Annotated in this window: 26 protein-coding genes and 1 tRNA gene; 7 read left to right on the top strand and 20 right to left on the bottom strand. The window is 66.3% G+C overall.

What is annotated here, in order from left to right:
- Nucleotides 1-17: 17 nt before the first annotated feature.
- The 6 genes from ptsP to thrS all read right to left on the bottom strand — a co-directional run bounded on the left by ptsP (nucleotide 18) and on the right by thrS (nucleotide 6,236).
- Nucleotides 18-1,727, bottom strand: coding sequence for a phosphoenolpyruvate--protein phosphotransferase (gene ptsP / locus LK409_RS07845; RefSeq protein ID WP_256375519.1), 1,710 nt, complete (start codon nucleotides 1,725-1,727; stop codon nucleotides 18-20).
- Nucleotides 1,728-1,833: 106 nt separating this feature from the next.
- On the bottom strand, nucleotides 1,834-2,103 hold the full coding sequence (locus tag LK409_RS07840; protein WP_003812598.1) for an HPr family phosphocarrier protein: 270 nt from the start codon (nucleotides 2,101-2,103) through the stop codon (nucleotides 1,834-1,836).
- Nucleotides 2,104-2,218: 115 nt separating this feature from the next.
- On the bottom strand, nucleotides 2,219-2,617 hold the full coding sequence (locus LK409_RS07835) for a PTS sugar transporter subunit IIA (protein ID WP_003812601.1): 399 nt from the start codon (nucleotides 2,615-2,617) through the stop codon (nucleotides 2,219-2,221).
- Nucleotides 2,618-2,627: 10 nt separating this feature from the next.
- Nucleotides 2,628-3,584: a glutathione synthase gene (gene gshB, locus LK409_RS07830; protein ID WP_003812603.1), complete on the bottom strand. Its 957-nt coding sequence runs from the start codon at nucleotides 3,582-3,584 to the stop codon at nucleotides 2,628-2,630.
- Nucleotides 3,585-3,720: 136 nt separating this feature from the next.
- Nucleotides 3,721-4,266, bottom strand: a complete 546-nt coding sequence (gene infC / locus LK409_RS07825; RefSeq protein ID WP_033446215.1) for a translation initiation factor IF-3 — start codon at nucleotides 4,264-4,266, stop codon at nucleotides 3,721-3,723.
- A gap of 20 nt (nucleotides 4,267-4,286) precedes the next feature.
- On the bottom strand, nucleotides 4,287-6,236 hold the full coding sequence (gene thrS, locus LK409_RS07820; protein WP_003812608.1) for a threonine--tRNA ligase: 1,950 nt from the start codon (nucleotides 6,234-6,236) through the stop codon (nucleotides 4,287-4,289).
- Between the two features lie 387 nt (nucleotides 6,237-6,623).
- Here thrS and LK409_RS07815 point away from each other — a divergent pair, with 387 nt between their 5' ends.
- Both LK409_RS07815 and LK409_RS07810 read left to right on the top strand, forming a co-directional pair.
- Complete coding sequence (locus LK409_RS07815; RefSeq protein WP_041937180.1) at nucleotides 6,624-7,400, top strand: response regulator transcription factor; 777 nt, start codon at nucleotides 6,624-6,626, stop codon at nucleotides 7,398-7,400.
- A 5-nt stretch (nucleotides 7,401-7,405) separates the two neighbouring features.
- Nucleotides 7,406-7,798, top strand: a complete 393-nt coding sequence (locus LK409_RS07810) for a hypothetical protein (protein ID WP_010926394.1) — start codon at nucleotides 7,406-7,408, stop codon at nucleotides 7,796-7,798.
- Here the strand turns inward: LK409_RS07810 and hemN are convergent.
- Nucleotides 7,795-9,219: an oxygen-independent coproporphyrinogen III oxidase gene (gene hemN / locus LK409_RS07805; RefSeq protein ID WP_010928298.1), complete on the bottom strand. Its 1,425-nt coding sequence runs from the start codon at nucleotides 9,217-9,219 to the stop codon at nucleotides 7,795-7,797. The two genes, LK409_RS07810 and hemN, sit on opposite strands and share 4 nt — an antisense overlap.
- Nucleotides 9,220-9,378: 159 nt before the next feature.
- On the opposite strand from hemN, the gene LK409_RS07800 reads away from it, so the two are divergent.
- Nucleotides 9,379-9,651, top strand: a complete 273-nt coding sequence (locus LK409_RS07800; protein ID WP_003812615.1) for a hypothetical protein — start codon at nucleotides 9,379-9,381, stop codon at nucleotides 9,649-9,651.
- A 38-nt stretch (nucleotides 9,652-9,689) separates the two neighbouring features.
- On the opposite strand, the gene aqpZ is transcribed toward LK409_RS07800, so the two are convergent.
- Together aqpZ and LK409_RS07790 are read right to left on the bottom strand one after the other, a co-directional pair.
- On the bottom strand, nucleotides 9,690-10,400 hold the full coding sequence (aqpZ, locus tag LK409_RS07795; protein WP_003812617.1) for an aquaporin Z: 711 nt from the start codon (nucleotides 10,398-10,400) through the stop codon (nucleotides 9,690-9,692).
- A 110-nt stretch (nucleotides 10,401-10,510) separates the two neighbouring features.
- Nucleotides 10,511-11,143 carry a helix-turn-helix transcriptional regulator gene (locus LK409_RS07790; protein WP_003812619.1) on the bottom strand — a complete coding sequence of 211 codons (633 nt, stop codon included), beginning with the start codon at nucleotides 11,141-11,143 and terminating at the stop codon, nucleotides 10,511-10,513.
- 294 nt (nucleotides 11,144-11,437) lie between these two features.
- Here LK409_RS07790 and LK409_RS07785 point away from each other — a divergent pair, with 294 nt between their 5' ends.
- The 4 genes from LK409_RS07785 (at nucleotide 11,438) to LK409_RS07770 (ending at nucleotide 14,783) form a co-directional block, all read left to right on the top strand.
- Nucleotides 11,438-12,418 carry a Bug family tripartite tricarboxylate transporter substrate binding protein gene (locus LK409_RS07785; protein WP_010928297.1) on the top strand — a complete coding sequence of 327 codons (981 nt, stop codon included), beginning with the start codon at nucleotides 11,438-11,440 and terminating at the stop codon, nucleotides 12,416-12,418.
- 103 nt (nucleotides 12,419-12,521) lie between these two features.
- Entirely contained in the window at nucleotides 12,522-14,021 is a 1,500-nt protein-coding gene (locus tag LK409_RS07780; RefSeq protein ID WP_225665838.1) for a M81 family metallopeptidase, read from the top strand.
- Between the two features lie 230 nt (nucleotides 14,022-14,251).
- The gene (locus LK409_RS07775; RefSeq protein WP_003812626.1) at nucleotides 14,252-14,518 is read left to right on the top strand and encodes a BrnT family toxin; all 267 of its coding nucleotides are present in this window, start codon (nucleotides 14,252-14,254) and stop codon (nucleotides 14,516-14,518) included.
- Nucleotides 14,505-14,783, top strand: a complete 279-nt coding sequence (locus LK409_RS07770; protein WP_003816743.1) for a BrnA antitoxin family protein — start codon at nucleotides 14,505-14,507, stop codon at nucleotides 14,781-14,783. The genes LK409_RS07775 and LK409_RS07770 overlap by 14 nt, the downstream gene beginning before the upstream one ends.
- A gap of 185 nt (nucleotides 14,784-14,968) precedes the next feature.
- Here LK409_RS07770 and LK409_RS07765 read toward each other — a convergent pair.
- From LK409_RS07765 to leuC, 11 genes are all read right to left on the bottom strand, one after another.
- Nucleotides 14,969-15,045: transfer RNA gene (locus LK409_RS07765), tRNA-Val, on the bottom strand.
- A 31-nt stretch (nucleotides 15,046-15,076) separates the two neighbouring features.
- Nucleotides 15,077-15,733, bottom strand: a complete 657-nt coding sequence (locus LK409_RS07760) for a phosphoribosylanthranilate isomerase (RefSeq protein WP_010928295.1) — start codon at nucleotides 15,731-15,733, stop codon at nucleotides 15,077-15,079.
- A gap of 14 nt (nucleotides 15,734-15,747) precedes the next feature.
- Nucleotides 15,748-17,415 carry a TRAP transporter large permease gene (locus LK409_RS07755; RefSeq protein ID WP_010928294.1) on the bottom strand — a complete coding sequence of 556 codons (1,668 nt, stop codon included), beginning with the start codon at nucleotides 17,413-17,415 and terminating at the stop codon, nucleotides 15,748-15,750.
- A 2-nt stretch (nucleotides 17,416-17,417) separates the two neighbouring features.
- Nucleotides 17,418-18,047 (bottom strand): TRAP transporter small permease subunit, encoded by a 630-nt coding sequence (locus LK409_RS07750; RefSeq protein WP_010928293.1) that lies wholly within the window; start codon nucleotides 18,045-18,047, stop codon nucleotides 17,418-17,420.
- 211 nt (nucleotides 18,048-18,258) lie between these two features.
- Nucleotides 18,259-19,353 carry a TRAP transporter substrate-binding protein gene (locus LK409_RS07745; RefSeq protein WP_003812637.1) on the bottom strand — a complete coding sequence of 365 codons (1,095 nt, stop codon included), beginning with the start codon at nucleotides 19,351-19,353 and terminating at the stop codon, nucleotides 18,259-18,261.
- A 144-nt stretch (nucleotides 19,354-19,497) separates the two neighbouring features.
- Complete coding sequence (gene truA, locus LK409_RS07740) at nucleotides 19,498-20,310, bottom strand: tRNA pseudouridine(38-40) synthase TruA (RefSeq protein WP_003812640.1); 813 nt, start codon at nucleotides 20,308-20,310, stop codon at nucleotides 19,498-19,500.
- A 3-nt stretch (nucleotides 20,311-20,313) separates the two neighbouring features.
- Complete coding sequence (locus LK409_RS07735) at nucleotides 20,314-21,978, bottom strand: FimV/HubP family polar landmark protein (protein ID WP_041937179.1); 1,665 nt, start codon at nucleotides 21,976-21,978, stop codon at nucleotides 20,314-20,316.
- A 170-nt stretch (nucleotides 21,979-22,148) separates the two neighbouring features.
- Nucleotides 22,149-23,279: an aspartate-semialdehyde dehydrogenase gene (gene asd / locus LK409_RS07730; protein WP_010928291.1), complete on the bottom strand. Its 1,131-nt coding sequence runs from the start codon at nucleotides 23,277-23,279 to the stop codon at nucleotides 22,149-22,151.
- Nucleotides 23,280-23,465: 186 nt separating this feature from the next.
- On the bottom strand, nucleotides 23,466-24,542 hold the full coding sequence (gene leuB / locus LK409_RS07725) for a 3-isopropylmalate dehydrogenase (protein WP_003812648.1): 1,077 nt from the start codon (nucleotides 24,540-24,542) through the stop codon (nucleotides 23,466-23,468).
- 81 nt (nucleotides 24,543-24,623) lie between these two features.
- Nucleotides 24,624-25,274 carry a 3-isopropylmalate dehydratase small subunit gene (gene leuD / locus LK409_RS07720; protein WP_010926388.1) on the bottom strand — a complete coding sequence of 217 codons (651 nt, stop codon included), beginning with the start codon at nucleotides 25,272-25,274 and terminating at the stop codon, nucleotides 24,624-24,626.
- A gap of 14 nt (nucleotides 25,275-25,288) precedes the next feature.
- Complete coding sequence (leuC, locus tag LK409_RS07715) at nucleotides 25,289-26,692, bottom strand: 3-isopropylmalate dehydratase large subunit (RefSeq protein ID WP_033446523.1); 1,404 nt, start codon at nucleotides 26,690-26,692, stop codon at nucleotides 25,289-25,291.
- Nucleotides 26,693-26,742: the final 50 nt, after the last annotated feature.

Below are 26,742 nucleotides of genomic sequence, written 5' to 3'. Positions count from 1 at the left end.
GCCGTGCCACCGCGCTGTCAGAGCGCGTCGAGCGTATCGGGGTCGATGGGCAGGGCGCGGTTCAGCGCCGCGGCGACCTTGACCCGCAAGGCATTGGAATGGGCGCGCCGGACCTCGCGCTTGACGTCGAGCAGCTGCTGCGGGTGCATGGAGAATTCGGTCAGCCCCAGCCCGAGCAACAGGCGCGTCAGCCGCGCATCGCCCGCCATCTCGCCGCATACGGCCACCGGCTTGCCGGCGCGCTCGCCCGCGTTGATGGTGTTGGCCACCAGGCGCAGCACGGCCGGATGCAAGGGATCGTACAGGCCCGCCACATCGTGGTCGCCGCGATCGATCGCCAGCGTGTACTGGATCAGGTCGTTGGTGCCGATGGACAGGAAATCGAGCGGCTGGACGAACGGTTCGATCGCGATCGCGATGGCCGGGATTTCGACCATGGCCCCCACCTCGACGCGCGCCGCATAGGGCTGGCCGCGCGCATCGAGCTCGCGGCGGGCGGACTCCAGCGCGGCGTAGGCGGCGTGTACCTCGTGCATGTGCGCGATCATCGGAATCAATACCCGTACCGGGCCATGGGCCGAAGCCCGCAGGATGGCGCGCAACTGCGTGGCGAACATCTCGGGCCGCGCCAGGCAATAGCGGATGGCCCGCTGCCCCAGCGCCGGATTGGTGGCGACCGTCGCCTCGTCATCGAGCGTCTTGTCGGCGCCGATGTCCAGCGTGCGGATCGTCACCGGCCGGCCCGCCATCACCTTCACCACCGACGCATAGGCCTCGTACTGTTCTTCCTCGCCGGGCAGGTCGGGCCGGCCCATGAACAGGAATTCGCTGCGGAACAGGCCGATGCCATGAGCCCCGCAGGCCAACGACAGGCTGGCCTCCTCGGGCAGCTCGATGTTGGCATGCAGCACGATATCGATACCATCCAGGGTGACAGCCGGCTCGTCGCGCAGCAACGCCAGCTCGGCGCGCTCGTCGGCGTACACCCGCTGGCGCGCCTGGTACTCGGCCAGGATGCGGGCCGAAGGGTTGAGCACCACCACGCCGTCCGCGCCGTCGACGATCAGCATGTCGCCGTCGCGCACCAGTTCGCGCACATTGCCCAGCGCGACCACCGCCGGCACGCCCATGCTGCGCGCCACGATCGCGGTGTGCGAGGTCGGACCGCCCAGGTCGGTCACGAAGGCGGCGAAGCGCCCGCCGCGCAGCCGCAGCATGTCGGCCGGAGAAATATCGTGCGCCACCACCACCAGCGGATCATCGCCATCGAGCTGGGCGCCATCGGGCAGCATGGCCGAGGTGCCGGCCAGCACGTGCAGCGCCCGTTCGATGACCTGGCGCACGTCGCCGCCGCGCTCGCGCAGGTATTCGTCTTCCATGGCTTCGAACTGCTGGCCCAGGATCTGCCCTTGCGCGGTCAGCGCCCACTCGGCGTTGTAGTGCCGCTCGGCGATCAGCGCCAGGGCCTGCTCGGCCAGCAAGGGATCGCCCAGCAGCAGCCGGTGCACATTGAGCATGGCGCCCAGTTCGCGCGGCGCGTCCTCGGGCAGGGTGTCGGCCATCTGCAGCAGATCGGCCTGCGCCTTGGCCAGCGCCTCGGTCAGCCGCTGGCTTTCGGCCGCGACATCCTCGGGCGCGATACGGTAGTGGGCGACTTCGAGCGCCGCCGCACCCATGACCACGGCGCGGCCGATCGCGTAGCCGCGCGCCACGCCTTTGCCGTGCAGGCAGACGACCGGACCGGCGGCGATATCAGGAGCAAGGGATGGGATGGAAGAGCGCGTAGACGATGCAGCCCGCGCCGACGGCGGGCTGCCGGAACCTGAGGTTTTGCTATTCCTGCTCACCGAACTTATTGTCGAACAGAGTTTGAATTTCGGACAGCGCCTGGTCGGCATCGCTGCCCGAGGCTTCCAGCTTGACTGTCACCCCCAACCCGGCGGCGAGCATCATCACGCCCATGATGCTCTTGGCGTTGACGCGCTGCGCGCCACGCGAAATGAAGATCTCGCTGCTGAAACGGCTGGCCAGCTGCGTCAGCTTGGCGGCGGCCCGGGCATGCAGTCCGAGTTTGTTGCTAATGACGATGTCTGAGCTAGGCATAAGTTCTGATCTGGCAATGGCGGCGGCCGCATTCCCGTGCCCGCCGGGTCGGACTGCCGGCCCGGCACGGCGGAACTGCTGCGCCATCAATTCATTCTCGGCGTTTTCTCGCCCGTCAGTCTACACGCAAGCAACCCTGGACGCCGCCCGCGAGCGCCTTTTCACGCGTCTCGGCCAGCGAAAGATTGCGATAAGTCAGGGCCCGCAACAGCATGGGCGTATTCAATCCCGCCAGCACACAGCACTGGATGCCCTGCGCCTGCGCATCGGCCACGGCGCGCTTGGCGATATTGGCCGGCGTGGCGCCGATCAGGTCGGTCAGGACCAGCACGCCCTGCCCCTGGTCCACGCGCAGGATATCCGCCAGTACCCGGGGCGCCGCGTCGTCGGGCAAATCCTCGGGATGGATATCGTGCACGGCCAGCGCTTCGGTCGCGTCGCCCAGCACGTGGGCGACGCTCTCGCGCATGGCACTGCCCAGCGGGGCGTGCACGACGATAACGATGCCAGTCATAGCAGCAAGTTCAGCCGGCGGCGCTTTCCAGCGCCACGGCGAACATCTCCGGTACGTTGAAGCCCGTCTGTTCGGTAATCTCGACAAAACAGGTCGGGCTGGTGACATTGACTTCGGTAATGTAGTCGCCGATCACGTCCAGGCCCACCAGCAGCAGCCCGCGGCCGGCCAGCCGGTCAGCCACCGTGCGCGCCAGGTGCAGGTCGCGCTCGGACAGCGGCTGGGCCACGCCCCGCCCGCCGGCGGCCAGGTTGCCGCGCGTCTCGCCGGCCAGCGGTATGCGCGCCAGCGAATACGGCACCGGCTCGCCGCCGATGAGCAGAATGCGCTTGTCGCCCTTGACGATCTCCGGGATATAGCGCTGCGCCATGATCGTGCGCGTACCGTTGTCGGTCAGGGTTTCGAGGATCGCGTTCAGGTTGGGCTCGCTGCGCTGCAGGCGGAAGATCCCGGTGCCGCCCATGCCGTCCAGCGGCTTGACGATGACGTCGCCCTGCGCGGCATGGAATGCCCTGATGCGCCCCATGTCGCGCGTGACCAGCGTAGGCGTGGTCAGATCGGGAAACTCGGTGATCGCCAGCTTCTCGGGATGATTGCGGATCGCCGCCCCGCTGTTGAACACGCGGGCCCCCTGCTGCTGCGCGTACTCGAGCAGATGCGTCGAATACACGTATTCCATGTCGAACGGGGGATCCTTGCGCATCACCACCGCGTCGAAGCGCGCCAGCGGCGCCTCGTCGGCCGCGCCGGTTTCGCGCCACCAGTCATGCCCATGGAGGTCGGCGCCGTCGCGCAGCGCGATGGGCGCAAAGCGCGTCCTGACCTCGCCCGCATCGATATAGAGATCGCCTTGCAGCGCAACGCTCAGGGTGTGCCCCCGGGCCTGCAGCGCCTGCATCATGGCGACGGAACTGTCCTTGTACGCCTTGAGCAGCGGCAAGGGATCGATAATGAACAATACGTGCATCTCGGCACCCGATACGTACGCCGCGCCACGAGCCCGCGCAGGCAGGATTGACTAGGCAGTTTGAAAGATGGGGCCGCACGGGCCGCACGCAAGCCGGCCCGGACGCCCCTCATGGGCAACCGGGCCGGGGATGGGATCAGCCTGCCGCGTCGGGCTTGCCGACGGCCTTCTTGCGCGGCGCAAGCACCATGACCATCTGACGGCCTTCCAGCTTGGGCATCGCCTCGACCTGGGCAAGTTCGATCAGATCGTCGCGCACCCGCTCAAGCACCCGCATGCCCAGTTCCTGGTGGGCCATTTCCCGGCCACGGAAGCGCAGCGTGACCTTGGCCTTGTCTCCCTCTTCGAGGAAGCGGCGCAGGTTACGCAGCTTGACCTGGTAGTCGCCCTCGTCGGTCGCCGGGCGGAATTTGACTTCCTTGACCTGGATGACCTTCTGCTTCGACCGGGCCTCGGCCTGGCGTTTCTGTTCCTGGTACTTGAACTTACCGTAATCCATCAAGCGGCAAACCGGGGGATCGGCATTGGGCGCGATCTCGACCAGGTCCACGTCGCTTTGCTCGGAAAGACGGAACGCATCGGCAATCTTGACGATGCCCAGCTGTTCTCCGTCCAGACCTATCAGACGCACCTCGGGGACGCGGATTTCACCGTTGATGCGTATGGCTTTTTCAGTGGCGATGTTGACGACTCCTAGAAAGGTTAAGCAGCGCTCGCGAGTTGGGTGACATTGCGGCGGGTGGAGATATCCTCGGCCAGGCGCGCGATGAAATCATCGAGTGCGATGACGCCCAGATCAAGGCCACCCAATCCCCGCACCGCGACGGTGCCGTTTTGCATCTCCTTGTCACCAACGACGAGGAGATACGGGATTTTCTGCAGGCTGTGTTCACGGATTTTACGAGTGATTTTTTCACCACGCAAATCAGCCTGCACTCTAAAGCCTTGTTTTTTCAGGCTTTGTGTTATTTGTGCCGCATATTCGGCGGAATGCTCGGAGATGCAGCATACCACCGCCTGCAACGGGGCCAGCCAGGGCGGCATGGCACCGGCATGGTTTTCGATCAGCATGCCGATAAAACGCTCCAGCGAACCGAGGATGGCACGGTGCAGCATGACCGGCGGACGACGCTGGTCGTTCTGGTCGACGTACTCGGCGCCCAGCCGTACGGGCATGGAAAAATCCACCTGGATCGTGCCGCACTGCCAGTGGCGTCCGATGGCGTCCTTGAGCGTGTATTCGACCTTGGGGCCGTAGAAAGCGCCCTCGCCCGGCGAGATCTCGAATTCGCAGCCGGTACGGCGCAGGCTTTCCATCAGGGCGGTTTCGGCCTTGTCCCAGATTTCGTCGCTGCCGATGCGCTTCTCGGGACGCGTGGCGACCTTGTACAGCACCTCGGTAAAACCGAAGTCCTTGTAGACCTTCTGCAGCAAGGCGGTGAATGCGGCGCACTCGTCCTGCAACTGGTCTTCGGTACAGAAAATGTGGCCGTCGTCCTGGGTGAAACCGCGCACCCGCATCATGCCATGCAGCGAGCCGGACGGTTCGTTGCGGTGGCATTGCCCGAACTCGCCGTAACGCAGCGGCAATTCGCGATAGGAATGCAGGCCGGCATTGAAGATCTGCACGTGCCCGGGGCAGTTCATGGGTTTCAGACCGTAGACCCGGTTTTCGGACTCGGTCGTGAACATGTTTTCGCGGTAGTTGTCCCAATGGCCCGTCTTCTTCCAGAGCGTCAGGTCGAGGATCTGCGGCGCCTTGACCTCCTGGTAGCCGTTGTCCTGGTACACCTTGCGCATGTACTGCTCGACCTGCTGCCACAGCGCCCAGCCCTTCGGATGCCAGAAGATCAGCCCGGGGGCCTCGTCCTGGAAATGGAACAGGTCGAGTTCGCGGCCGATCTTGCGATGGTCGCGCCGTTCGGCCTCCTCGAGCATGTGCAGATAGGCATCCTGGTCGTCCTTGCTCGCCCACGCCGTGCCGTAGATCCGCTGCAGCATCTCGTTCTTGCTGTCGCCGCGCCAGTAGGCGCCGGCCACCTTCATCAGCTTGAAGACCTTCAGCTTGCCGGTCGAGGGCACGTGGGGGCCGCGGCACAGGTCGATGAAATCGCCTTCCCGGTACAGGCTGAGGGTTTCGTTGGACGGAATCGAGGCAATGATCTCCGCCTTGTAGACCTCGCCGATGCCCTTGAAATAGGCGACCGCCTCGTCGCGCGACCATTCCTCGCGCGTGACGACCTCGTCCTTGCGCGCCAGTTCGGCCATTTTCTTCTCGATGGCCTGCAGGTCTTCCGGCGTAAAGGGGCGCTTATACGAAAAATCGTAGTAGAACCCGTTGTCGATCACCGGGCCGATGGTGACCTGGGCATCCGGGAAGAGCGACTTCACGGCATAGGCCAGCAGGTGCGCCGTGGAGTGCCGGATCAGGTCCAGGCCGTCGGCATCCTTGGCGGTAACGATGGCGAGCTGCGCATCATTGTCGATGCGGAAGCTGGTATCGACCAGCCGGGGCTCGGCGCCATCGAACGCGACGCGCCCGGCCAGCGCCGCCTTGGCCAGCCCGGCGCCTATGGATTGCGCAACCTCGGCCACCGTCACGGGACCGGGATACTGGCGCTGCGAGCCGTCCGGCAAGGTAATTTGTACCATCGAAGGAATTCCTGGATTTGGAAACGAAAAACGCGGCTGCCTGGCCGCGTTTTGTCTGGTGCCTTGTTGAGTATTTACCGCAATGACGCGATACCAACCCGACGCATGAAATCATTAACGCGACTGAGTGCGGAAGATTCCGGTCGTAGTTCGTGTCGGGCGCAGCAGCATCTGGATCGTGCCTCGGATATGCGTCAAGGGTGGCACGCGGGTCGGCATGCCAAACGTCGCCAATTGTAGCACCTTTCGTCCCCGAACCCGCTGCGCCTACCCCACACTGGATCTGTCTGATTTTCCAACGACTTATCGGACTCCTCTCAAAACCCTCGTAACCTGCCATGACAGCTGAGCTTGTCGCTCGTGACGCCAGGCATAGAAGGAGTCCCCATGCCTCACCGCCTATCCCACGCCGCGCCAGTCCTCGCCGGGCAGGCCTGCGCGGCCCATCCTCCCGCCACCTATCCCTCCAGCGCCCAGCCCGCCGTGGCATCGGCGCGCCGCTACATGCTGCTATCCCGGCCCAGCCGCCGCCTGCGGGTCGCCATCCTGGACGACCACCCCGCCGTCGCGGTAGGCCTGAGCGCATACCTGGGCGAACACGGCGACTTCGAGGTCGCGCTGACCGAGACCAACGCCGTGGCGCTGGCCCACCAGCTCAAGCGCCATCCTTGCGACGCGGCCGTCATCGATTTCTTCATGCCGGCGCAAAGCTGGGACGGCGTGGACTTCATCCGCCGCCTGCGCCGCCCCTGCCCCGACATGGCCGTGATCACGATTTCGGCCGGCAAGGCGCACGAAACCGAGTACGCGGCCTTCCGCGCCGGCGCCAACGGTTTCCTGCCCAAGGGCGCGCCGCTGAGCCTGCTGGCCGAACTGATCCGCACGACCGTCGTGAGCCGACGGGCGTTCTTCAGCGCCCGCACAGGCCAGTTGCGCGCCACCATCCCCGACCCGCCAGACTCCCGGCTCACCAATGCCGAGCGTGAAATCCTGCGCCAAATCGCGCAGGGCTTTTCCGTAACCCAGATATCCGGCCGCCTATTGCGCAGCAAGAAAACGGTCAGCACCCACAAGCGCCGCGCCATGAAGAAACTGGGCCTGGCCGACGACCTCGCGCTGGCCCTGTACCTGAGCGAGAATTTCGAGCAAAACGTCTATGGCTGAATCCCATGGCCAAGCACCATCAAGCCTCCGGGACCCTCTGCGTTCAATGGCTATGCCCTGGCCCGGCGCAGCAACGCGCCCTGCTGGAACTGGCGCTGCGCTGCCTGCGCGACGACCGTCTCGAAATCCGCCGCGCTTTACGCCAGCGCGACAATGCCACGGTACGCGAGCGCCTGCATCGGGCCAAGGGCGCCATCTGCACCCTCTGGCCCGACCCCGAAACGCTGGCGCGCCTGGAGGCCGTGCACCGGCAGCTGCCCAGGCGCGGCAGCCAGCTGTGGAGCCAGGCCGCGGCGCTGGAAAGCCGTCTGCTGCAACTCGAACAGGCCATGCTGGCCAGCCTGGATGCGCTGGGCGGCGACCCCATTGCGCAGGAGCAGCAGCCCGCGCCGCCCTAGACGATGCGCGAATAGCTTGCGGCCGGCGCGGCCTCGCGCAGGTAGCGATCGAACGTCATGGCGACCGCCCTCACGAAATACCACCCCAGTTCGGTTACCTGTATCACCTCGGCGTCCAGGGTCACCAGCCCCAGTCCGGCCAGCTCCCGCAGGCGGGCCAGTTCAGGCCCGAACGCCGCGCTGGCGGGCGCGCCGGCCGACCCACCCAGCTCGGCCAGCGCCAGCCGGCCCCGGCACATCACCGCCATGATCAGCCGGCGCCGGAGCTCGTCGTCGGCCGACAGGCGCAGGCCCCGCTCGATGGGCAGCCGCGCCTGCGCTAGCGCACCGTAGTAGGCGTCCAGCGTCTTGACGTTCTGGCTGTACACGTTCCCCACCTTGCCGATGGCGGACACGCCCAGGGCAATCAGGTCGCCGTCGGGCTGCGCGGTGTAACCCTGGAAATTGCGATGCAGCCGGCCCTCGCGCCGGGCGACGGCCAGGGCATCGTCCGGCAGGGCGAAATGGTCCATGCCGATGTAGACATACCCAAGCTCGAGAAAGCCCGCGATGGCGTCGCCCAGCAGGCCGACACGGGTGCTCGCGTCGGGCAGGTCCGCGGCCAGGATGCGGCGCTGCGACGCGAAACGTTGCGGCAGGTGCGCGTAGGCATACAGGGCGATGCGATCCGGCCGCAGCTCGCCCACCTGCTCAACGGTACGAGCGAACGAGGCCAGCGTCTGATGAGGCAGGCCGTAGATCAGGTCCACGTTGATCGATCCGAACCCCAGCTCGCGGGCGGCCAGCATCAGCTGCCGGACGTCCTCGAACGGCTGCACCCGGTGCACCGCCTGCTGCACCCGGGGATCGAAATCCTGCACGCCGAAACTGAGGCGGTTGAAACCCAGCTCGCGCAGGTGCGCCAGCCGACCGCGGTCGGCCGTGCGCGGGTCCACTTCGATCGACACTTCCGCGTCCGGCGTCAGGGTGAAGGCGCCGCGCAGCATCGCCATCAAGCGCGTCAACTCGGCGTCGGACAGGAACGTCGGCGTTCCGCCGCCCAGATGCAGGTGCGACACCGGCTCGCCGCTGCCCAGCGCCTCCACCTGGAGAGCAAGCTCCTGGCCCAGGGCATCCAGATAGGGCGCGGCGCGCTCATGATGCCGCGTCACGACCTTGTTGCAGGCGCAGTAGTAACAGACCGAATCGCAGAACGGCACGTGCACGTACAGCGACATCGGTTCGCCGCGGCGCGAGGCCGTCCGCTCGGCCAGAGCCTGGTGGTAGTCGCGCGCGCCGAAGCCGTCGTGATAGCGGTCGGCGGTCGGATACGAGGTATAGCGAGGGCCGCTCTTGTCCAGGCGGCTGAGCAGGCTGTCCGGAAAGACGGGACGGGACCTGGGCGCGTCGGCAAAGCGTTCGGGAATCAGCGTGTCGGACATGATGACCACATTGTGCGGCTGTGGCAGCGAGCCGGCCTTGATCTGGCTCAAGACCGCAAAATGTCCCCGAATCTGCCGGCGCGGCAAAACAACGGTGGCCGGCGACATGCGGCTCTGGTAACGTCAACGGTCTTTCTTTCCGATATCAGAGGTTCTCCCATGCAACGCGACTTCGATTTGGTGGTTGCCATCCTGCGCACCATCGCCGACGCCGACCTTCCTGCCCTGGCCATCGACCAGATCGAAACCGCCGTCGTCGACGAGAACGGCAACGGCGTCGCCGTGGAATGGGTGGCGCATCACCTGGACATCATGGCCGATGCCGGCCTGGTCAAGGCGGTCGACGGCGGCGCATGGCGCCTGACCTGGCAAGGTTACGACGCCCTCGAACAGGACGACGAGGACGAGGACGACGACGCCCTGCCCATGTAAGGATCCGGCGGCGCGGCGCGCCGCCGCCTTTGCCGGCCTCAGCGCTGCGCGCTGGGCGTGCCCACCAGCCGGTACGCCAGCGCGCCGACCAGCGCCCCCGCGATGGGGGCCAGCCAGAACAGCCACAATTGCTCCAGGGCCCAGCCGCCCACAAACAGCGCGGGGCCGGTGGAACGCGCCGGGTTGACCGACGTATTGGTGACCGGAATGCTGATCAGGTGGATCAGCGTCAGCGCCAGCCCGATCGGGATCGGCGCAAACCCGGCCGGCGCCCGCTTGTCGGTTGCGCCCAGGATGACGAACACGAATCCGGCGCTCAGCACGATTTCGCAGATCAGCGCGGCCTGCATCGAATACTTGCCGGGCGAGTGGTCACCATAGCCATTGGCGGCGAACTTGCTGGCCACCAGGTCGAAACCCGCCACGCCCTGTGCGATGCTGGCCAGCGTGGCGGCCGCCACGATGGCGCCCACCACCTGCGCCACGATGTACGGCGGCACGTCGCGCCACCCGAAACGTCCCGACGCCGCCAGCCCTACCGTGACGGCCGGGTTGAAATGCCCGCCGGAAATATGGCCCACGGCGTAGGCCATGGTCAGCACGGTCAGGCCGAACGCGAGCGCCACCCCGGCGTAGCCGATGCCGACCTGCGGCACCCCGGCGGCCAGCACCGCGCTGCCGCAACCGCCCAACACCAGCCAGAACGTACCGAAAAACTCCGCGCCGCAGCGCTTGAAAAGTGGTTGCATGGTTTCCTCTCCCGAAAGTGCAGCAAAGATAGCCCGGGATGGAAATCACGACTTTCAAACAATGCAAATTTGGCCGATGAGCACGGGCAGCGCGGCCAGCCGGCGGCCGGCTACTTGATCGCCTTGTACACGGTGGCCCTGGACACGCCCAGGTGTTCGGCCACGGTTTCCTTGGCGCGCCGCAGGTCGAGATATCCCTCGTCCCTGAGCTGTTGCATCAGCGCCCGCCTGTGCTCGGCGCCAAGCGCCTGGGGCGTGGTGGCCAGGTCGAGCGCGAACTGGTCGATCCGCGCGCGGATGGCGTCGGCGCTGGCGGGATCGAGCGACTCCCTCACGGTGTCGCCCTCCACGCTGGAGAACTTCTCCAGGATGCTGGCCAGCCCCTTGAACAGGGTCACGTCCACGTTCAGGCACAGCGCCGCCACGTAGCGCCCCTCGCTGTCCTTGATGCCGATCGAGGTGCTTTTCGAACGGCGCCCGTCGGCGAACTTGTTCGGGTAGTTGGCGATGATCTGCGGATAGTTGTTGTCGGCGATGCGCGCCAGGCCCAGCTCGGTGGCGGGATCGCCGACCGTCCTGCCGGAGAGGTTGTTGTGGATGGCAAGAATGGCGTGCCTGGGCGTGCGCAGATCATGCACCACGACCTCGGTGAATGGCGCCAGGGTCTCGCCCAGCCCCGCCGCAATCTGCATGACTTGCTCGACCAAGGCCTGGTTTTCCTTGCTGCCCTGCCTCTTTGCCATGAGTGGTCCCTCGACGATAGGCCGGTATTGTAGCGATCGACGATGCCGCCGCCGCAGCGCGCGGGCATACCCGATCGTCCCGGCAAGGAGCGGCCGCCTGCCCGCCGCGCTTAGGGGTTTACGCTGAAACCCCCTGCTCGTTGTTGAAAATAAGTCTATCACGAGACAAAATGTCTAGAACAGCAAGCACGCCCGTCGACGGACGCGCGCCGGACGACAACCGCCTGGCCGCTTGAACGCCGGGCCGCGCCAATACACGCACACCCTCTTCGCCTCATCCATTGGAAATCTGCCATGACACTCACCCGAACCCTTGCGCTGGCGGCGGCGCTGGCGCTGTCCTGCCCGGCGGCAGCGCAACAGGCCTCCGAGACGTGGCCCGACAAGCCCATTACGATGATCATCCCGTCGGCGGCGGGCGGCTCCGCCGACATCTTCACGCGCATCACGATGACGCATCTGGGCAAGGCGCTCAACGCCAATATCGTCATCGAGAACAAGCCGGGCGCGGCCGGCTCGATCGGCATGGCCAGCATCAAGCGCGCGCGCCCGGACGGCTCGACCTTCGGCTACGGCAACATCAACACGCTGACGGTCAATCCGGCGCTGTTCAACAAGCTGCCCTATGACGCCGACGCCGACTTCACGCCCGTAGGCGCCATGTTTTCGGTTGCGAACGTCCTGGTCGTGCCGGGCAACTCGCCCTACCAGAACCTTGGCGAACTGATCGCGGCCACCAAGAAGGCGCCCGGCAAACTGAGCTACGCGGCCGCCGGCATAGGCAGCAGCGGCCACATGGGCGGCGAACTCCTCAAGAGCATGGCGGGCATCGACGTCCTGTTCGTCCCGTACAACGGCGACCCGGCATCCCTGCAGGATCTCACCGGCGGCCGCATCGACTACACCGTGACGAACATTTCGGTTGCCATGCCGCTGGTCGAAAGCGGCAAGCTCAAGGCGCTGGCCATCACCTCGCGCGAACGCGACAACGCGCATCCCGATATTCCGACCTTCTCCGAGTCGGGCCTGCCGGGCTTCGAGAATATCTCCTGGGGCGGACTGATCCTGCCCAAGGGCGTGCCGGAGCCCATCGTGCAAAAAATCTCGGCCGCGCTGAAAACCGTGATGCAAAGCGACGCCCTGCGCCGCGACCTGGGCGCGGCCGGCGGCAATGCCGGCACCGTCTTCGGCGACGATTTCCGCCGCTTCATCGACACCGAGCAGCAGAAATGGGCCAAGGTGATCGCCGACGCAGGAATAGAAAAACAGAACTGAGCCACGATTGCGGCGCCGCCATCCGCGCCGGCGCCGACCCAGGCAAAACCACGCGGCGCCCATGGGGCGCCCGCGGCGCATGAACCCTTTCACAATGCCAGCCATGCAGAAAACCCGTATCGCGGTCCTTCATTTTTCCCACGAAACCGTCACCTTTCTCGAACGGGACACCGAACTCGATGACTTCGTATTCGACGGTTCACCGTGCCGCGACGAGGTGCTGCTGGGTTACGACGCCAAAGGCTATCTCGGCGGTTTCGTGCAATGCGCCCGGGAATACACCGAAGTCGAGCTGGTGGGCATCGAGTCGCCGCTCTTTCCCAAGACGGGCATCGGCTCGGGCTGGGTCACGCACGAAGCCTACGAACACTTCCTCGGCATCATGCTCGACGACCTGGCCCAACGCGGCCCGTTCGATGGCGTGTACATGGCATTGCACGGGGCCATGGCGGTGCGCGGCGTCGAGCGGCCGGAGGCCGACATCGCGCGACGGGTGCGCCAGGTCGTGGGCGAGGCCGCCATCCTGGCCGCGACGTTCGATCCGCACGGCAACGAGGACGAACAGTTCCTGCAGGCCGCCGACCTGGCATTCTGCGTGAAGTACTTCCCGCACTACGACATGCACTTGCAGGGCGAGCGCGCCGCGCGCACCATGGTGCGCGCGATCCGCGGCGAGTACCGGCCCGCGACGATGACCGTCAAGGTTCCCATCCTCACGCCCACCGTACTCCAATGGACGGGCGGAAACTCGCCATGGCTGCAACTGGTGCACCGCGCCCTGACCTGGGAAGCCCGCGAGCCCGACGCCTACGTCAATGTCTTCTTCGGTTTTCCCTGGGCGGACGTACCCGATGTCGGCATGACCATCCAGACGCTGACCAACGGCAAGCCCGAACTGGCGCAGCGGATTGCGCGCGACATGGCCCAGGCCGCGTGGCGCGCGCGCCACGACCTGCTCAATGCCGCCCGCATCGAACCGATCGAACGCGGCGTGGCCAGCGCCCGCCAGGAAACCGCCAACGGCAACGCGCCGGTCGTACTGGCCGACTACAGCGACCGCTCCGGCGCCGCCACCTGGACCTTGCAGGAGCTCGTGCGCACCGGCGCGCGGCGCACCCTGATCGCCACGGTGGCCGACTACGAGCTGGTCAGCCGGCTCAAGCAACGCGGCGCGCGTGCCGGCGATGCCTTCGACGAGCAGGTAGGCGGGCGCGTCGACGACTCGGCCGGAGAGCCCGTCCGGATACAGGGGCGGATACTGGGCCACGGCCAATCGCAGGACGGCACCAACAGCCGCTCGGACTGGTACACGGTTGCCTTCGGGGACGGCAATGTGCTGGTGGTCAGCGCCTACCTCATGCAAATCACCGAACGTGAAATGCTCGAACAAATGGGGATGACACTGGCGGACTTCGACATATTCGTCATCAAGTCGCGGGCGCACTTCCGGCGCGGCTTCGACGACAGCGGCTTTGCCCGGACCATCATCCTGGTCGAACCGCCCCACCCGTTCCTGGGCACCATCCACCTGGACGCGCTGCCCTACCGCAACGTCAAGGTCGAAAACTACTTTCCGTATGGAGAGCCCGACTTCAATCCCTAGGCTTCCAAGGCAAAACGTTCATGCGCTGCGCGCATAGCGATCGGGGAAAGTCGCATTTCCTTTCCTCGCGCTCATCAACTTGCCGGGTGCTACCTGCTGCACGCCGCCCATCGACGACGCCCCCAACCCCGCACGCCAGGCCCAGCACGCGGCCCCTCGGTAGCGGGCGACGGAATAACGTAAGTACAATATGCTTGATTCAGGATTAAAACGTAAATACAATCTGATTCATGGATATCACCTACGACCCCGCCAAGAACGACAAGAACATTGCCGATCGCGGCCTGTCGTTCGAGTTGGTGTGTGGCTTCGAGTGGGCCAGCGCGCTGGTGGTTGAGGATACCCGCCAGGTCTACGCCGAAACGCGCTATCAGGCGCTGGGCAAAATCGATGGCCGGCTCCATATGGTGGTATTCACGGTGCGCGGCGAGTCGCTGCGCATCATCAGCCTGCGTAAGGCAAATGCTCGTGAGGTAGCTCGTTATGAAAAAGCCTGACCCCGAAAAGATTGACCGCGACAACCCCGAATGGACGGACGCGGAATTTCGGCGGGCCAAGCCGGCCGCCGAAGTACTGCCCGAGTCGGTGCACGCGATGCTCGGCATTCGTCGCCGTGGGCCTCAAAAGACACCCACCAAACAGGTCGTCACCATCCGGCTATCGCCTGACGTGGTAGAAGCCTTCAAGGCCTCCGGCACCGGTTGGCAGACTCGCGTGGATGCAGCCCTGCGGGATTGGCTGAAGACGCACCAGCCTGGCTAGCAGGCCAGCTCGCCCGCAAGAAGCGCAACATGGCGCAACGGGCATACAACCATGCCGAGTATCTGGCCCAGCGCCGAAAACGGATCCTGGTGCTATTTGGCTTGGCAACGCCAAAAGCAAAAAGCCGCGAAGTCAAAGACTGACGCGGCTTTTAAGGTGGTGCTTGGCACCACTTTGCAGGAATTTGGTAGGCGGTATTGGGTTCGAACCAACGACCTCTACGATGTCAACGTAGCGCTCTAACCAACTGAGCTAACCGCCTGCAAAGAAGAAGAATTATATATGGCTTTTTTTCAGCGTGCAACTTGGTCGACGCTTTTTATCGCCGCCATCAGTTGCCGGATCTTGTCGGCCGACTTGACGCCGGGCGCGTCCTCCACGCCGCTGCTGACATCGACCGCCCACGGCCGCACGGCGCGCACGGCGTCGGCGACATTGCCCGGGTGCAGCCCGCCGGCCAGCACGATGGCGCGCGAGGCCGGATCGGCCTGCACGCCGGCCAGCAGGCCGTGGTCGAAGCCCTGCCCGCTGCCGCCATAGCCTGCGCTGTAGCTGTCGAACAGCCAGCCGGCCGCGTCGGCATATTGGCGACAGGCCGCGGCCAGGCCGGCGGTGCTGTCCAGGCCGGGGGCCCCGGCGCGAAAGGCCCGCAGGTAGCGGCGGCCGTAGCGGCCGCAATCCTGCGGGGTTTCGTCGCCGTGGAACTGCAGCAGGTCGGGCGCCACGTGGTCCAGCACCGCCTGGACCTCGTCGGGCCGCGGGTTGACGAACAGGGCCACCACATCGACGAAGGCTGGCACCTCGCGGCGCAGTTGCGCCGCGCGGACAGGATCGACATGGCGCTTGCTGGCCGGATAGAACACGAAGCCGATGGCATCGGCGCCAGCCCGGACGGCGCTGGCGATGTCCTGTTCGCGGGTCAGCCCGCAGATCTTGACGCGTGTACGCATGACTACCGTGCTACCTATTTGAACGCTACCCCGGGATCGGAGCTTTCGTCTCCATAGATATTAGTTCCATAATTGCTTTCGATCTCGATCTTCACGCTGGCCGGGTCGACGGTGGACTGTCCGCCCTTGTAGTGCATGACCATGCCGGGAAACAGCATGACGGCGGCCACCATGAACAGCTGGATGACGATGAACGGCACCGAGCCCCAGTAGATCTGGCCGGTGGTCACCGGCTGGATGACCTTGCCGGTGATCTTGTCCTTGTAGGCGTCCTTGGGCGCGACCGAACGCAGGTAGAACAGCGCGAAGCCGAACGGCGGGTGCATGAACGAGGTCTGCATGTTCACCGCCAGGATGATCCCGAACCAGATCAGGTCGATGCCCATCTTGTCGGCCACCGGGCCGAGCAGCGGCACGATGATGAACGCCAGCTCGAAGAAGTCCAGGAAGAACGCCAGCACGAAGGTCAGCACGCTGACCACGATCAGGAACCCCCACTCCCCGCCCGGCAGCCCGATCAGCAGGTGCTCGACCCACAGATCGCCGTTGACCCCGCGGAAGGTCAGCCCGAACACCGTCGAGCCCACCAGGATGAACACCACGAAGCACGACAGCTTGGTGGTCGTGTCCATCGCCTGCTTGAGCAGCTCCAGCGTCAGGCGCCGGCGGATCAGCGCCATGATGATCGCCCCCACCGCCCCCATCGCCCCGCCCTCGGTGGGCGTGGCCACGCCGATGAAGATCGTGCCCAGCACCAGGAAAATCAGGAACAGCGGCGGGATCATCACGAAGGTCACCCGCTCGGCCAGCGCCGAGAGCATCTTCAGGCGAAACACCTTGTTGGCGATCGCGATCACGAACGCCGTCAGCCCCCACAGCAGCAGGCTCACCACCACCTGCTCGTCGACCGGCGCCGTGTCGTTCTCCAGCCACTGCCCCAGCACATAGGCCGACAGCGAGGAAATCAGCATCAGCACCAGCAGCGAACGCCCCCCGCGCGAGCCGTTGGGCTCGCGAAATCTGCGCGCCTCCTCGGGCAGCGCCGGCGCCGCCGAGGGCTTGACCAGCGAGACGACCACCACATAGGCAATGTACAGCCCCGCCAGCACGAACCCCGGCACCATCGCCGCACGGTACATGTCCCCGATCGAGCGCCCCAGCTGGTCGGCCAGGATGATCAGCACCAGCGAGGGCGGAATGATCTGCGACAGCGTGCCCGAGGCCGCGATCACCCCGCTGGCCAGCCGCCTGTCATACCCGTAGCGCAGCATGATCGGCAGCGAAATCAACCCCATCGAAATCACCGAGGCCGACACCACCCCGGTGGTCGCCGCCAGCATCGCGCCCACGAACACCACCGCGATCGCCAGCCCCCCGCGCAACGGACCGAACACCTGGCCGATCGTCTCGAGCAGGTCCTCGGCCATGCCCGATCGCTCCAGCACCAGCCCCATCAGGGTAAAGAACGGCACCGCCAGCAGCGTGTCGTTGGAAATAATGCCGAACACCCGCTGCGGCAGGGCCTGGAACAGCGCCGGGCTGAGCAGGTCCAGCTCGATGCCCACCAGACCATACAGAATCCCGTTGGCCGCCAGCGCGAACGCCACCGGAAAACCCAGCAGCAAAAACAGCACCAGCGTCGCGAACATGATCGGCGCCAGATTGGCTATCAGAAACTCCATGATCAGCGGCCTTCGTGGTTATTACGTTGTTCTTGCACGCTCGCCTCGCGCTCCAGCGCTTCGCGGGCTATCTCCTCGGCCAGCAGCTCCTCGGCGCTCTTGCTGCCATCGCGCGCGGTCGGGTCCGGACACTGCCCGCGCAAGAACCCGATGCACTTGATCAGGTGCGACAGCCCCGCCAGCACCAGCAGCGCAAACCCCACCGGAATCAACAGCTTGACCGGCCAGCGGATCAGCCCACCAGAGTTCGACGACTGCTCGCCGCTCAGGTACGAATCCATGAACACCGGCCACGACAGAACCATGATCAGGATGCACGCCGACAGCAGAAAAAACACCACCCCGAAGATCTCGATCCAGATCTGCTTGTGGCGCGGCAGCCGCGAGGACAGAATGTCCACCCGCACGTGCTCGTTCTTCAGCAGCGTGTAGCCCGCGGTCAGCAGGAACATCGCGCCGAACATGTACCACTGCAGTTCCAGCCAGGCGTTCGAACTGCTATGAAACACCTTGCGCACCACGGCGTTGCCGGCGCTGACCAGCACCACCAGCAAGGTGACCCATGTCACGGCCCGGCCGACCCGCAGGTTCAGCGCGTCTATGCCGCGCGATAAGGCGAGTAATGCTTTCATGATGGGAATACTTTGAAAAAAGGCTTCTTGCCCGGCGCCTGGACATCAGGCATCCGGGATAAGCACGCGGCCGCTTTGGGGTTGCCAGGCCGTTGCCGCCGTGCGTGGAACCACGGGCCGCGTCCGCTCTTGACGGGCGCCGCGCCGGGCCAAACCTGGGAATTTTATATCCTGTGGCGGTCCGGCCGGCCCGCGTCGCGTCGAAACGGGGTTATTTGCCCCGCGCCACCGTCGCCATGAACCCGTCGTAGCTGCCTTCGGCCACGCGGAACCAGGGGATCTCGTTGTCGCGGAAAGCCACCATGCTGTCGTAGACGCGCTTGAACATCGGGTCCTTCTCGGAGAACTCCTTGTAGACCGCCTGGGCCTGCGTATAGCAAGCCTCCATGACGGATTTGGGGAAGGCCTTGAGCTGCGCGCCCTCGGCCACCAGGCGGCGCAAGGCCGCCGGGTTCTCGGCGTCGTACTTGGCGATCATGTCGTTGGTGGCGGCCGCCGCGGCCTGGGCCAACGCCGCCTGGTAATGCTTGGGCAGCTGGTTGTAGACGTCCTGGTTAACGTACAGCGACACCTGCAGCGTGCCTTCCCACCAGCCGGGGAAATAGTAGTTCTTGGCCACCTTGTGGAAGCCCAGTTTCTCGTCGTCGTACGGACCGATCCATTCGGCCGCGTCGATGGTGCCTTTTTCCAGGGCGGGATAGATATCGCCGCCGGCAATCTGCTGCGGCACCACCCCGAGGCGCGAGAGCACCGCCCCGGCGAACGCGCTGGCGCGGAACTTCAGCCCTTTCAGGTCGTCGACAGATTTGATCTCGTTGCGGAACCAGCCGCCCATCTGGGTACCGGTGTAGCCGCACGGGAAATTGACCACGTTGTACTTCTGGAACAGCTCACGCGTCAGCTTCAGGCCGTCGCCGTGGCGCATCCAGGCGTTCATCTGGCGGGTATTCAGGCCGAACGGCACCGCGCCGTCGAAGCACAGCGCCGGATCCTTGCCGAAGTAGTAGTACGAGGCGGTATGGCCGCACTCGATGGTGCCGTTCTGGACTGCGTCCAGGACTTGCAGCGCGGGCACGATCTCGCCGGCGGGAAACGCGCGGATGCTGAACTTGCCGTCCGTGGCTTCACTTACGTATTTGGCCAGGTTCTCGCCGCCCGTGAAGATGGCATCGGCGCTGCGGGGAAAGCTGGAGGCCAGGCGCCAGTGGATGGTGGGGGAATCTTGCGCCAGGGCGGGGGCTGCCAGGGCTGCGCCACCGGCGGCGGCGCCCAATGTGGCCTGCTTGAGGAACGAACGGCGTTGCATTACGGGTGTCTCCTGGGTGTGGAAGAATGCGCTGAGCGCGGACCGTTTGCGTAAAACGGCCGCACGCGGTGAACCTGATAGAGGGTTCCGCTTTTTTTTCGTCCGCAATGATATCGGGATCGGGCGGTCTTGCCGCCCTGCTGATTACCCTAAAGCGCCCGTGAACGGCGAGAGCAGCATTGTCCCACCGTCGAGTTCGTCAAAACCGAACTCCGCCGGGTATTCGATCGCTGAAAGATACAAACCATCGGGCATGAACGTGGGCGCGCCCAGCCGCCTGTCGCGCGCGCGCAGCAACGCGTCCATCCAGGCCACGGATTCGCGTCCCTGCCCCACCTGCAGCAGCGCGCCGATCAGATTGCGCACCATGTGGTGCAGAAAGGCATTGGCGCGCAGCGTGAACACCAGGAATGCGCCGCGCTCGTCGATGTCGAGGCGGTGGAGCGTGCGCACCGGATGGCGCGCCTGGCATTGCGAGGAGCGGAAACTGGAGAAATCGTGCTCGCCCAGCAGCGTGCGGGCCGCCGCGCGCATGGCCGGCACGTCCAGCGGCTGGAACGCCCAGCCGGCTCGGCCGGCCCATAGCGCCGGCCGCACGCGGCCGCGCCACAGCAGATAGACGTAGGTGCGCGAGCGCGCCGAGAAGCGCGCATGAAAGGCCTCGCTCACCGGACGCGCCCATTGCACGACGATGCTGGGCGGCAGAAAGGCGTTGACGCCGCGCACCCAGGACTCGTCGCGACGCTGCAGATCGGTGTCGAGATGAATGACCTGCATGGCGGCGTGCACGCCCGTGTCGGTGCGCCCGGCGCAGACCGTCGCCACCGGCCCGCCGCCGCCTGCGAACGAAGCCAGCGCGGCTTCGACCTGGTCCTGCACGGTCACGCCATGCGGCTGCGTCTGCCAACCCTGCCAGGCCGAGCCGTCGTAGGCCAGCCCCAATGCAATGCGGGACATGAATCAGGTTCGCTTGCCGCCCGGACGGGGTTCGTCGGTGGGCGGCTCGTCCAGGTCGAGACTGATCGAGTCCAGTTTGCGCGTGAGCGCAGCCGTGTCCAGCGTGGGCTCGGGATAGGCCGCCGAAGCCTCGTCGTCGTCGCGGCGGGCGCCGGCGCGGCGCAGGGCCCAGGCGACGATGAAGACGATCAGCGCCAGCACGGCGGTGACTATGGCCAGCAGATTGTCAGCCAGCCAGCCGGGCATGCCGCCCTGCGTGGACTCGCCCTTGGCCGCTTCGCCGCCCTGCCCGGCCGCGCCGCCGGGCAGCGACAGCCCGGAAGCGTTCCCCGACGCCGAGCCGGCGGCGCCAGGCGCGGCGGCAGGCCCGCTGCCCGCGGCGCCCGCGCCAGCGCTGCCGGCCGCGGCGCCATTGGCGCCCGTCGAGCCCGCCGATGCCGCGCCTGCCTGCGTAGCGGCGCCCGCGCCGGCGGCGGCACCGCCCGGTTTGCCGTCGGCCCCGGGTTTGCCGTCGGAGCCTGGCCTGCCGTCGGCGCCTGGCTTGCCGTCAGCGCCGGCCTTGCCATCGGCGCCGGGTTGGCCGCCGGCGCCCGCCGATGCGTTGGCGGGCGCGCTGCCCTCGCCGCTTGCCGTCTTGCCGGCGCCGGCCGCCTGGCTGAGCGCATCGACGTTGGATTGCAGTTTTTCGACGCGCTGCTGCGCGTCATCGAGCGCGCGCCCGCTGGAGGCACGCGCGTCGCCCGCGGCATCGGCCTGCGCGTTGGCGCCGCCCTGTGCGCTGGACAGGCGCAGGCGGTCCTGCGCCGTGGCGGCGCCGGCCGCCTCGGCCTGCGCCGCGCTGCCCAGCCGGCCCGCGCCGGCCTCGCCCGTACCGCTGACGGCCGCGCCGCCCGCGGCCAGCGCGCCGGCGCGGCCGCGATAACGCGCGAAGGCCTCGGCATGCTGGGCAAAGATGCGCCGCGCTTCGGCCGGATCGATGGCGCGTACCGTGGCCGCGTCGGGGATGTCGAGCGTTTCGCCGGCCCGCACCAGGTTCATGTTGTTCTGGATGAAGGCCTCGGAATTGGCGCGCCACAGCGCCACCAGCATCTGGTAGACGCTGGCGCCGGCCACGGCATTGCGCTGGGCGATGCCGAACAGCGTATCGCCGCGTCGCACGTCGATGGAGCCGGCGCTGGCCTGGCCGGCCGGTGCGGGCGTGCCCACGCTGGCCGGCGCCACGCGCGCAGCGCTGCCGCGCGGCGGCACCAGGATGGTGGTGACCTGGACCTGCCGCTGGCCGGCGCCCGAGCGCAGGTCCAGCAGCACGTCGACCGCGTTGCCGGCAGGCGGCTGGCTGGAAGAAATACGCACGTTGCGGCGCGACGCGTCGGCACCCGGCTCGATACGCACGGTGGCGCTGGACAGCGGCACCGGCGGAGTCAGGCCGGCCTGGCGCCAGGCCGCTTCGTCGGCCAGCGAAACCTGCAGGGTGGCCAGATCGTCGGCGCTCAGTTCGAGCAAGGGCACCACGACCTGCAAGGCGGCGCCGGGCGGCGAAACCACCCGCGCATGCCCGAGCCGGGCCGCCTCGGCCCCCGTGGCCCCGGCCCCCAGCGCCAGGACGAGGGCCCACGAAAGGGCCTGTGAACGGCGGGCGGGCTGCAGAGGGCGCAAGGTCGAACGCATATTTATGAGGATTCCGTGGTCAGAGCGAATGGCCGGCAAATGCAGGGGAAAAGTGTAATGGATCGGCCACGATTCACAAACTCGCGGCCCTTGCCGCCGAAAACGGCGCGCCTGCGACAAGGGCGCCCGCGGGCGCCCTTGTATCCTGCCATGCGCGCCGGCGCCGCGCGTCAGGCTTCGGCCAGCGCGATACGCAGCATGCGGCGCAGCGGCTCGGCCGCGCCCCACAGCAGTTGGTCGCCGACCGTAAAGGCGCCCAGGTACTGCGGCCCCATCGACAGCTTGCGCAGGCGGCCCACCGGGATATCCAGCGTGCCCGTCACGGCCACCGGCGTCAGCGCCTTCACCGTGTCTTCCTTGGTGTTGGGAACGACCTTGGCCCATTGCGTGCCGGCCGCGATCAGGTCCTCGATCTCGTCGAGCGGCACATCGCGCTTGAGCTTGATGGTCAGCGCCTGGCTGTGGCAGCGCATGGCGCCGATGCGCACGCACAGGCCATCGATGGGCGTGGCCGGCGTGCCGAACGCCGCGCCGCGGCCCAGGATCTTGTTGGTCTCGGCCTCGGCCTTCCACTCTTCGCGCGACATGCCGTCGCCCAGATCCTTGTCGATCCAGGGGATCAGGTTGCCGCCCAGCGGCACGCCGAAATACTCCTGCGGCAGCGAGGGGTCCTGCTGGCGCGCCAGCACGCCGCGGTCGATATCGAGAATGGCCGCGGCCGGATCGTCGAGCAAGGGCTTGACCGCCTGGTTGAGCAGGCCGAACTGGGTGAGCAGTTCGCGCATGTGCTGCGCGCCGCCGCCCGAGGCGGCCTGGTAGGTCATGGAGGTCATCCACTCGACCAGGTCGTTGTTGAACAGGCCGGCCAGGCCCATCAGCATGCAGCTGACCGTGCAGTTGCCGCCCACGAAGTTGCGCACGCCGCGCTTGAGCGCCGCGTCGATCACCGGCCGGTTGACCGGATCGAGCACGATGATGGCGTCGTCGGCCATGCGCAGGGTGCTGGCGGCGTCGATCCAGATGCCTTGCCAGCCCGCGCCGCGCAGCTTGGGATAGACCTCGCTGGTGTAGTCGCCGCCCTGGGCGGTGACGATAATCGGCAGTTTCTTAAGAGCGTCGATGTCGTAGGCATTCTGCAACGGGCCCGCGCCTTCGGCCCAGGCGGGCGCGGCGCCGCCAGCGTTGCTGGTGGAAAAGAATACGGGTTCGATGAGTGCGAAGTCGTTCTCGTCACGCATGCGCTGCATGAGAACGGAACCGACCATACCGCGCCAACCGACGAGGCCTACTGCTTGCGTCATTTCTAGAGCTCTTAAAAAGGTATCGGTAGAAAGAAAAGAACCTGCAACCTGGACAATTTATCAGAATGTGCGCACCGATGTTGCGCTGCATCCGAGAATATAGGGACAAATTGTGCGGAAAAGCCGCAAAAATCGCGGCCCTTTCGCACAATGGACGCGCCCGGCACCGGCGCCGGGCGCTACGGCTCAGCCCAGGGCCTTGAGCACGGCGTCGCCCATCTGCGAGGTGGACACCTTGGTCGTGCCGGCCTCGTGGATATCGGCGGTGCGCAGGCCGTCGGCCAGCACCTTGCGCACGGCGGCCTCGACGCGGTCGGCCTGCGGGGCCAGATTCAGCGAATAGCGCAGCAGCATGGCGGCCGACAGGATGGTGGCCAGCGGATTGGCGATGCCCTGGCCGGCGATGTCGGGCGCCGATCCGTGGCTGGGCTCGTACAGGCCCTGGCCGGCGGCGTTCAGCGAGGCCGAAGGCAGCATGCCGATCGAACCCGTCAGCATGGCGGCCTCATCCGAAAGAATGTCGCCGAACAGGTTGCCGGTCACGATCACGTCGAACTGGCGCGGATTGCGCACCAGCTGCATCGCGGCGTTGTCGACATACATATGCGACAGTTCCACGTCGGGATAATCCCGGCTGACCTCGATCACCAGGTCGCGCCAGAACTGCGAGGTTTCCAGCACGTTGGCCTTGTCGACGCTGCACAGCTTCTTGTTGCGCTTGCGGGCCGACTCGAAGCCGATGCGGGCAATGCGCCGCACTTCCGACTCGGCGTAGCGCATGGTGTCGTAGCCTTCGCGCTCGCCGGCGAAGGCGCCATCGGCGGCCGTGCGCACGCCGCGCGGCGTACCGAAATAGATGTCGCCGGTCAGTTCGCGGATGATCAGGATGTCGAGACCGGACACGATCTCGGGCTTGAGCGAGGAGGCGCTGGCCAGCTCGGGATAGAGAATCGCCGGGCGCAGGTTGGCGAACAGCCCGAGCGCCTTGCGCAGGCCCAGGATCGCCTGCTCGGGGCGGAATTCGCGCGGCAGCGTGTCGTACTTCCAGTCGCCCACGGCGCCGAACAGCACCGCGTGCGAGCCTTGCGCCAATTCCAGCGTGGCCGGCGGCAAGGGATGCTCGAATTGGTCGAAGGCCGCGCCGCCCACCGGGGCCTGGCGCAGTTCGAGCGGCAGGTCCAGCGCCTTGAGCACGCGCTCGGCCTGCTCGACGATTTCAGGGCCGATGCCATCGCCGGGAAGGACTGCGATCTGATGAGTCATGAAAAATTCCTGTAAGCGGGAAAACAAGGCAAGGGCCCGCCGCGCGCGATCAACGCGGACAGCGGGCCGGCAGGCAACGCGTCAGGCGACCGGGCGGCTTTCCAGCCACGGGTGGCGCGCCAGGCGCTCGGCCTCGAAGGCGCGGATCTTGTCGGCCTGGCGCAGGGTCAGGCCGATATCGTCCAGGCCGTTGAGCAGGCAGTACTTGCGGAACGGTTCGATATCGAAGCCCAGCTCGCGGCCATCCGGCGCGATGACGACCTGGCGCTCCAGGTCGATGTTCAGCTTGAAGCCGGGGAATGCCTTGACTTCGTCGAACAGGCGCGCGACTTCCAGCTCGCCCAGCACGATGGGCAGCAGGCCGTTCTTGAAGCTGTTGTTGAAGAAGATGTCGGCGTAGGACGGCGCGATGATGGCGCGAAAACCGTACTGCGTCAGCGCCCAGGGCGCGTGCTCGCGGCTGGAACCGCAGCCGAAGTTCTTGCGCGCGAGCAGCACCGAGGCCCCCTGGTAGCGCGGCTGGTTCAGCACGAAATCCGGGTTGAGCGGACGCTTGCTGTTGTCCATGCCCGGTTCGCCATGGTCCAGGTAGCGCAGTTCGTCGAACAGGTTGGGGCCGAAGCCGGCGCGCTTGATCGACTTGAGGAATTGCTTCGGAATGATGAGGTCGGTGTCGACGTTCTCGCGATCGAGCGGTGCCACCAGGCCTTCGTGTTGGGTGAATGCTTGCATGTTGGAATCCTGGATCAACGGAACGAGCGGACGTCGACGAAATGGCCGGCCACCGCGGCGGCGGCGGCCATCGCCGGGCTGACCAGGTGCGTGCGCCCGCCCTGCCCCTGGCGGCCTTCGAAGTTGCGGTTGGAGGTCGAGGCGCAGCGCTCGCCCGGTTCGAGGCGGTCGGCATTCATGGCCAGGCACATCGAACAGCCCGGCTCGCGCCACTCGAAGCCGGCTTCGATGAAGATCTTGTCCAGCCCCTCGCGCTCGGCCTGTTGCTTGACCAGCCCGGAACCCGGCACCACCATGGCCTGGCGCACGTTGGCGGCCACGCGCTTGCCGCGCGCCACGACCGCGGCCGCGCGCAGGTCTTCGATGCGCGAGTTGGTGCACGAGCCGATGAACACGCGATCGACGCGGATATCGACCAGCGGTGTATTGGGCTTGAGGCCCATGTACTCGAGCGCGCGTTCCATGCCGCTGCGGCGCACGTCGTCCTTCTCGCGATCGGGATCGGGCACGCGGCCATCGACGGGCAGCACCATTTCGGGCGAAGTGCCCCAGGTGACCTGCGGCTTGATGTCGCGCGCATCGACGTTGATGACGCGGTCGAACCTGGCGCCGGCATCCGAGTGCAGCGTGCGCCAATAGCCGACTGCCTGGTCCCACAGCACGCCGACGGGCGCGAACGGGCGGCCGCGGAAGTAATCGATGGTCTTGTCGTCGACGGCCACCATGCCCGAGCGCGCGCCGGCCTCGATGGCCATGTTGCACACCGTCATGCGGCCCTCGACGGACAGGCCGCGGATCGTGCTGCCGGAGAATTCGATGGCGTGGCCGGTGCCGCCAGCCGTGCCGATGATGCCGATGATGTGCAGCACCACGTCCTTGGCGGTACAGCCGAACGGCAACTCGCCCTCGACGTTGATCTGCATGCTCTTGGCTTTCTTCATGAGCAGCGTCTGCGTGGCCAGCACGTGCTCGACCTCGGAAGTGCCGATGCCGAAGGCCAGCGCGCCCAGCGCGCCGTGCGTGCTGGTATGCGAGTCGCCGCAGACGACGGTCATGCCGGGCAGGGTCGCGCCCTGCTCCGGGCCGATGACGTGCACGATGCCCTGGCGCAGGTCATTCATGCGGAATTCGGTGATGCCGTACTTGGCGCAGTTGTCGTCCAGCGTATCGACCTGCAGGCGCGAGATCGGGTCTTCGATGCCCTGGGCGCGGTTGAGCGTGGGAACGTTATGGTCGGCCACGGCCAGGTTGGCCCCGACGCGCCACGGCTGGCGTCCGGCCAGCGCCAGCCCCTCGAACGCCTGCGGGCTGGTCACTTCGTGCAGCAGGTGGCGGTCGATATAGAGCAGACAGGTTCCGTCGGATTCCTGGTGGACGACGTGGGCGTCCCAGAGTTTGTCGTAAAGCGTTTGGGCCATGGAAGCACTCTTGAGAGGAACATCCGGCATGCGCCGGGCATACGTCGAAG

It is taken from the genome of Bordetella parapertussis (genome assembly GCF_020735925.1).
GTDB classification, from domain to species: Bacteria; Pseudomonadota; Gammaproteobacteria; order Burkholderiales; family Burkholderiaceae_B; genus Bordetella; species Bordetella pertussis.
Note: the sequence above shows the minus strand (reverse complement) of the source record. Positions and strands in the feature narration are given on the sequence as shown.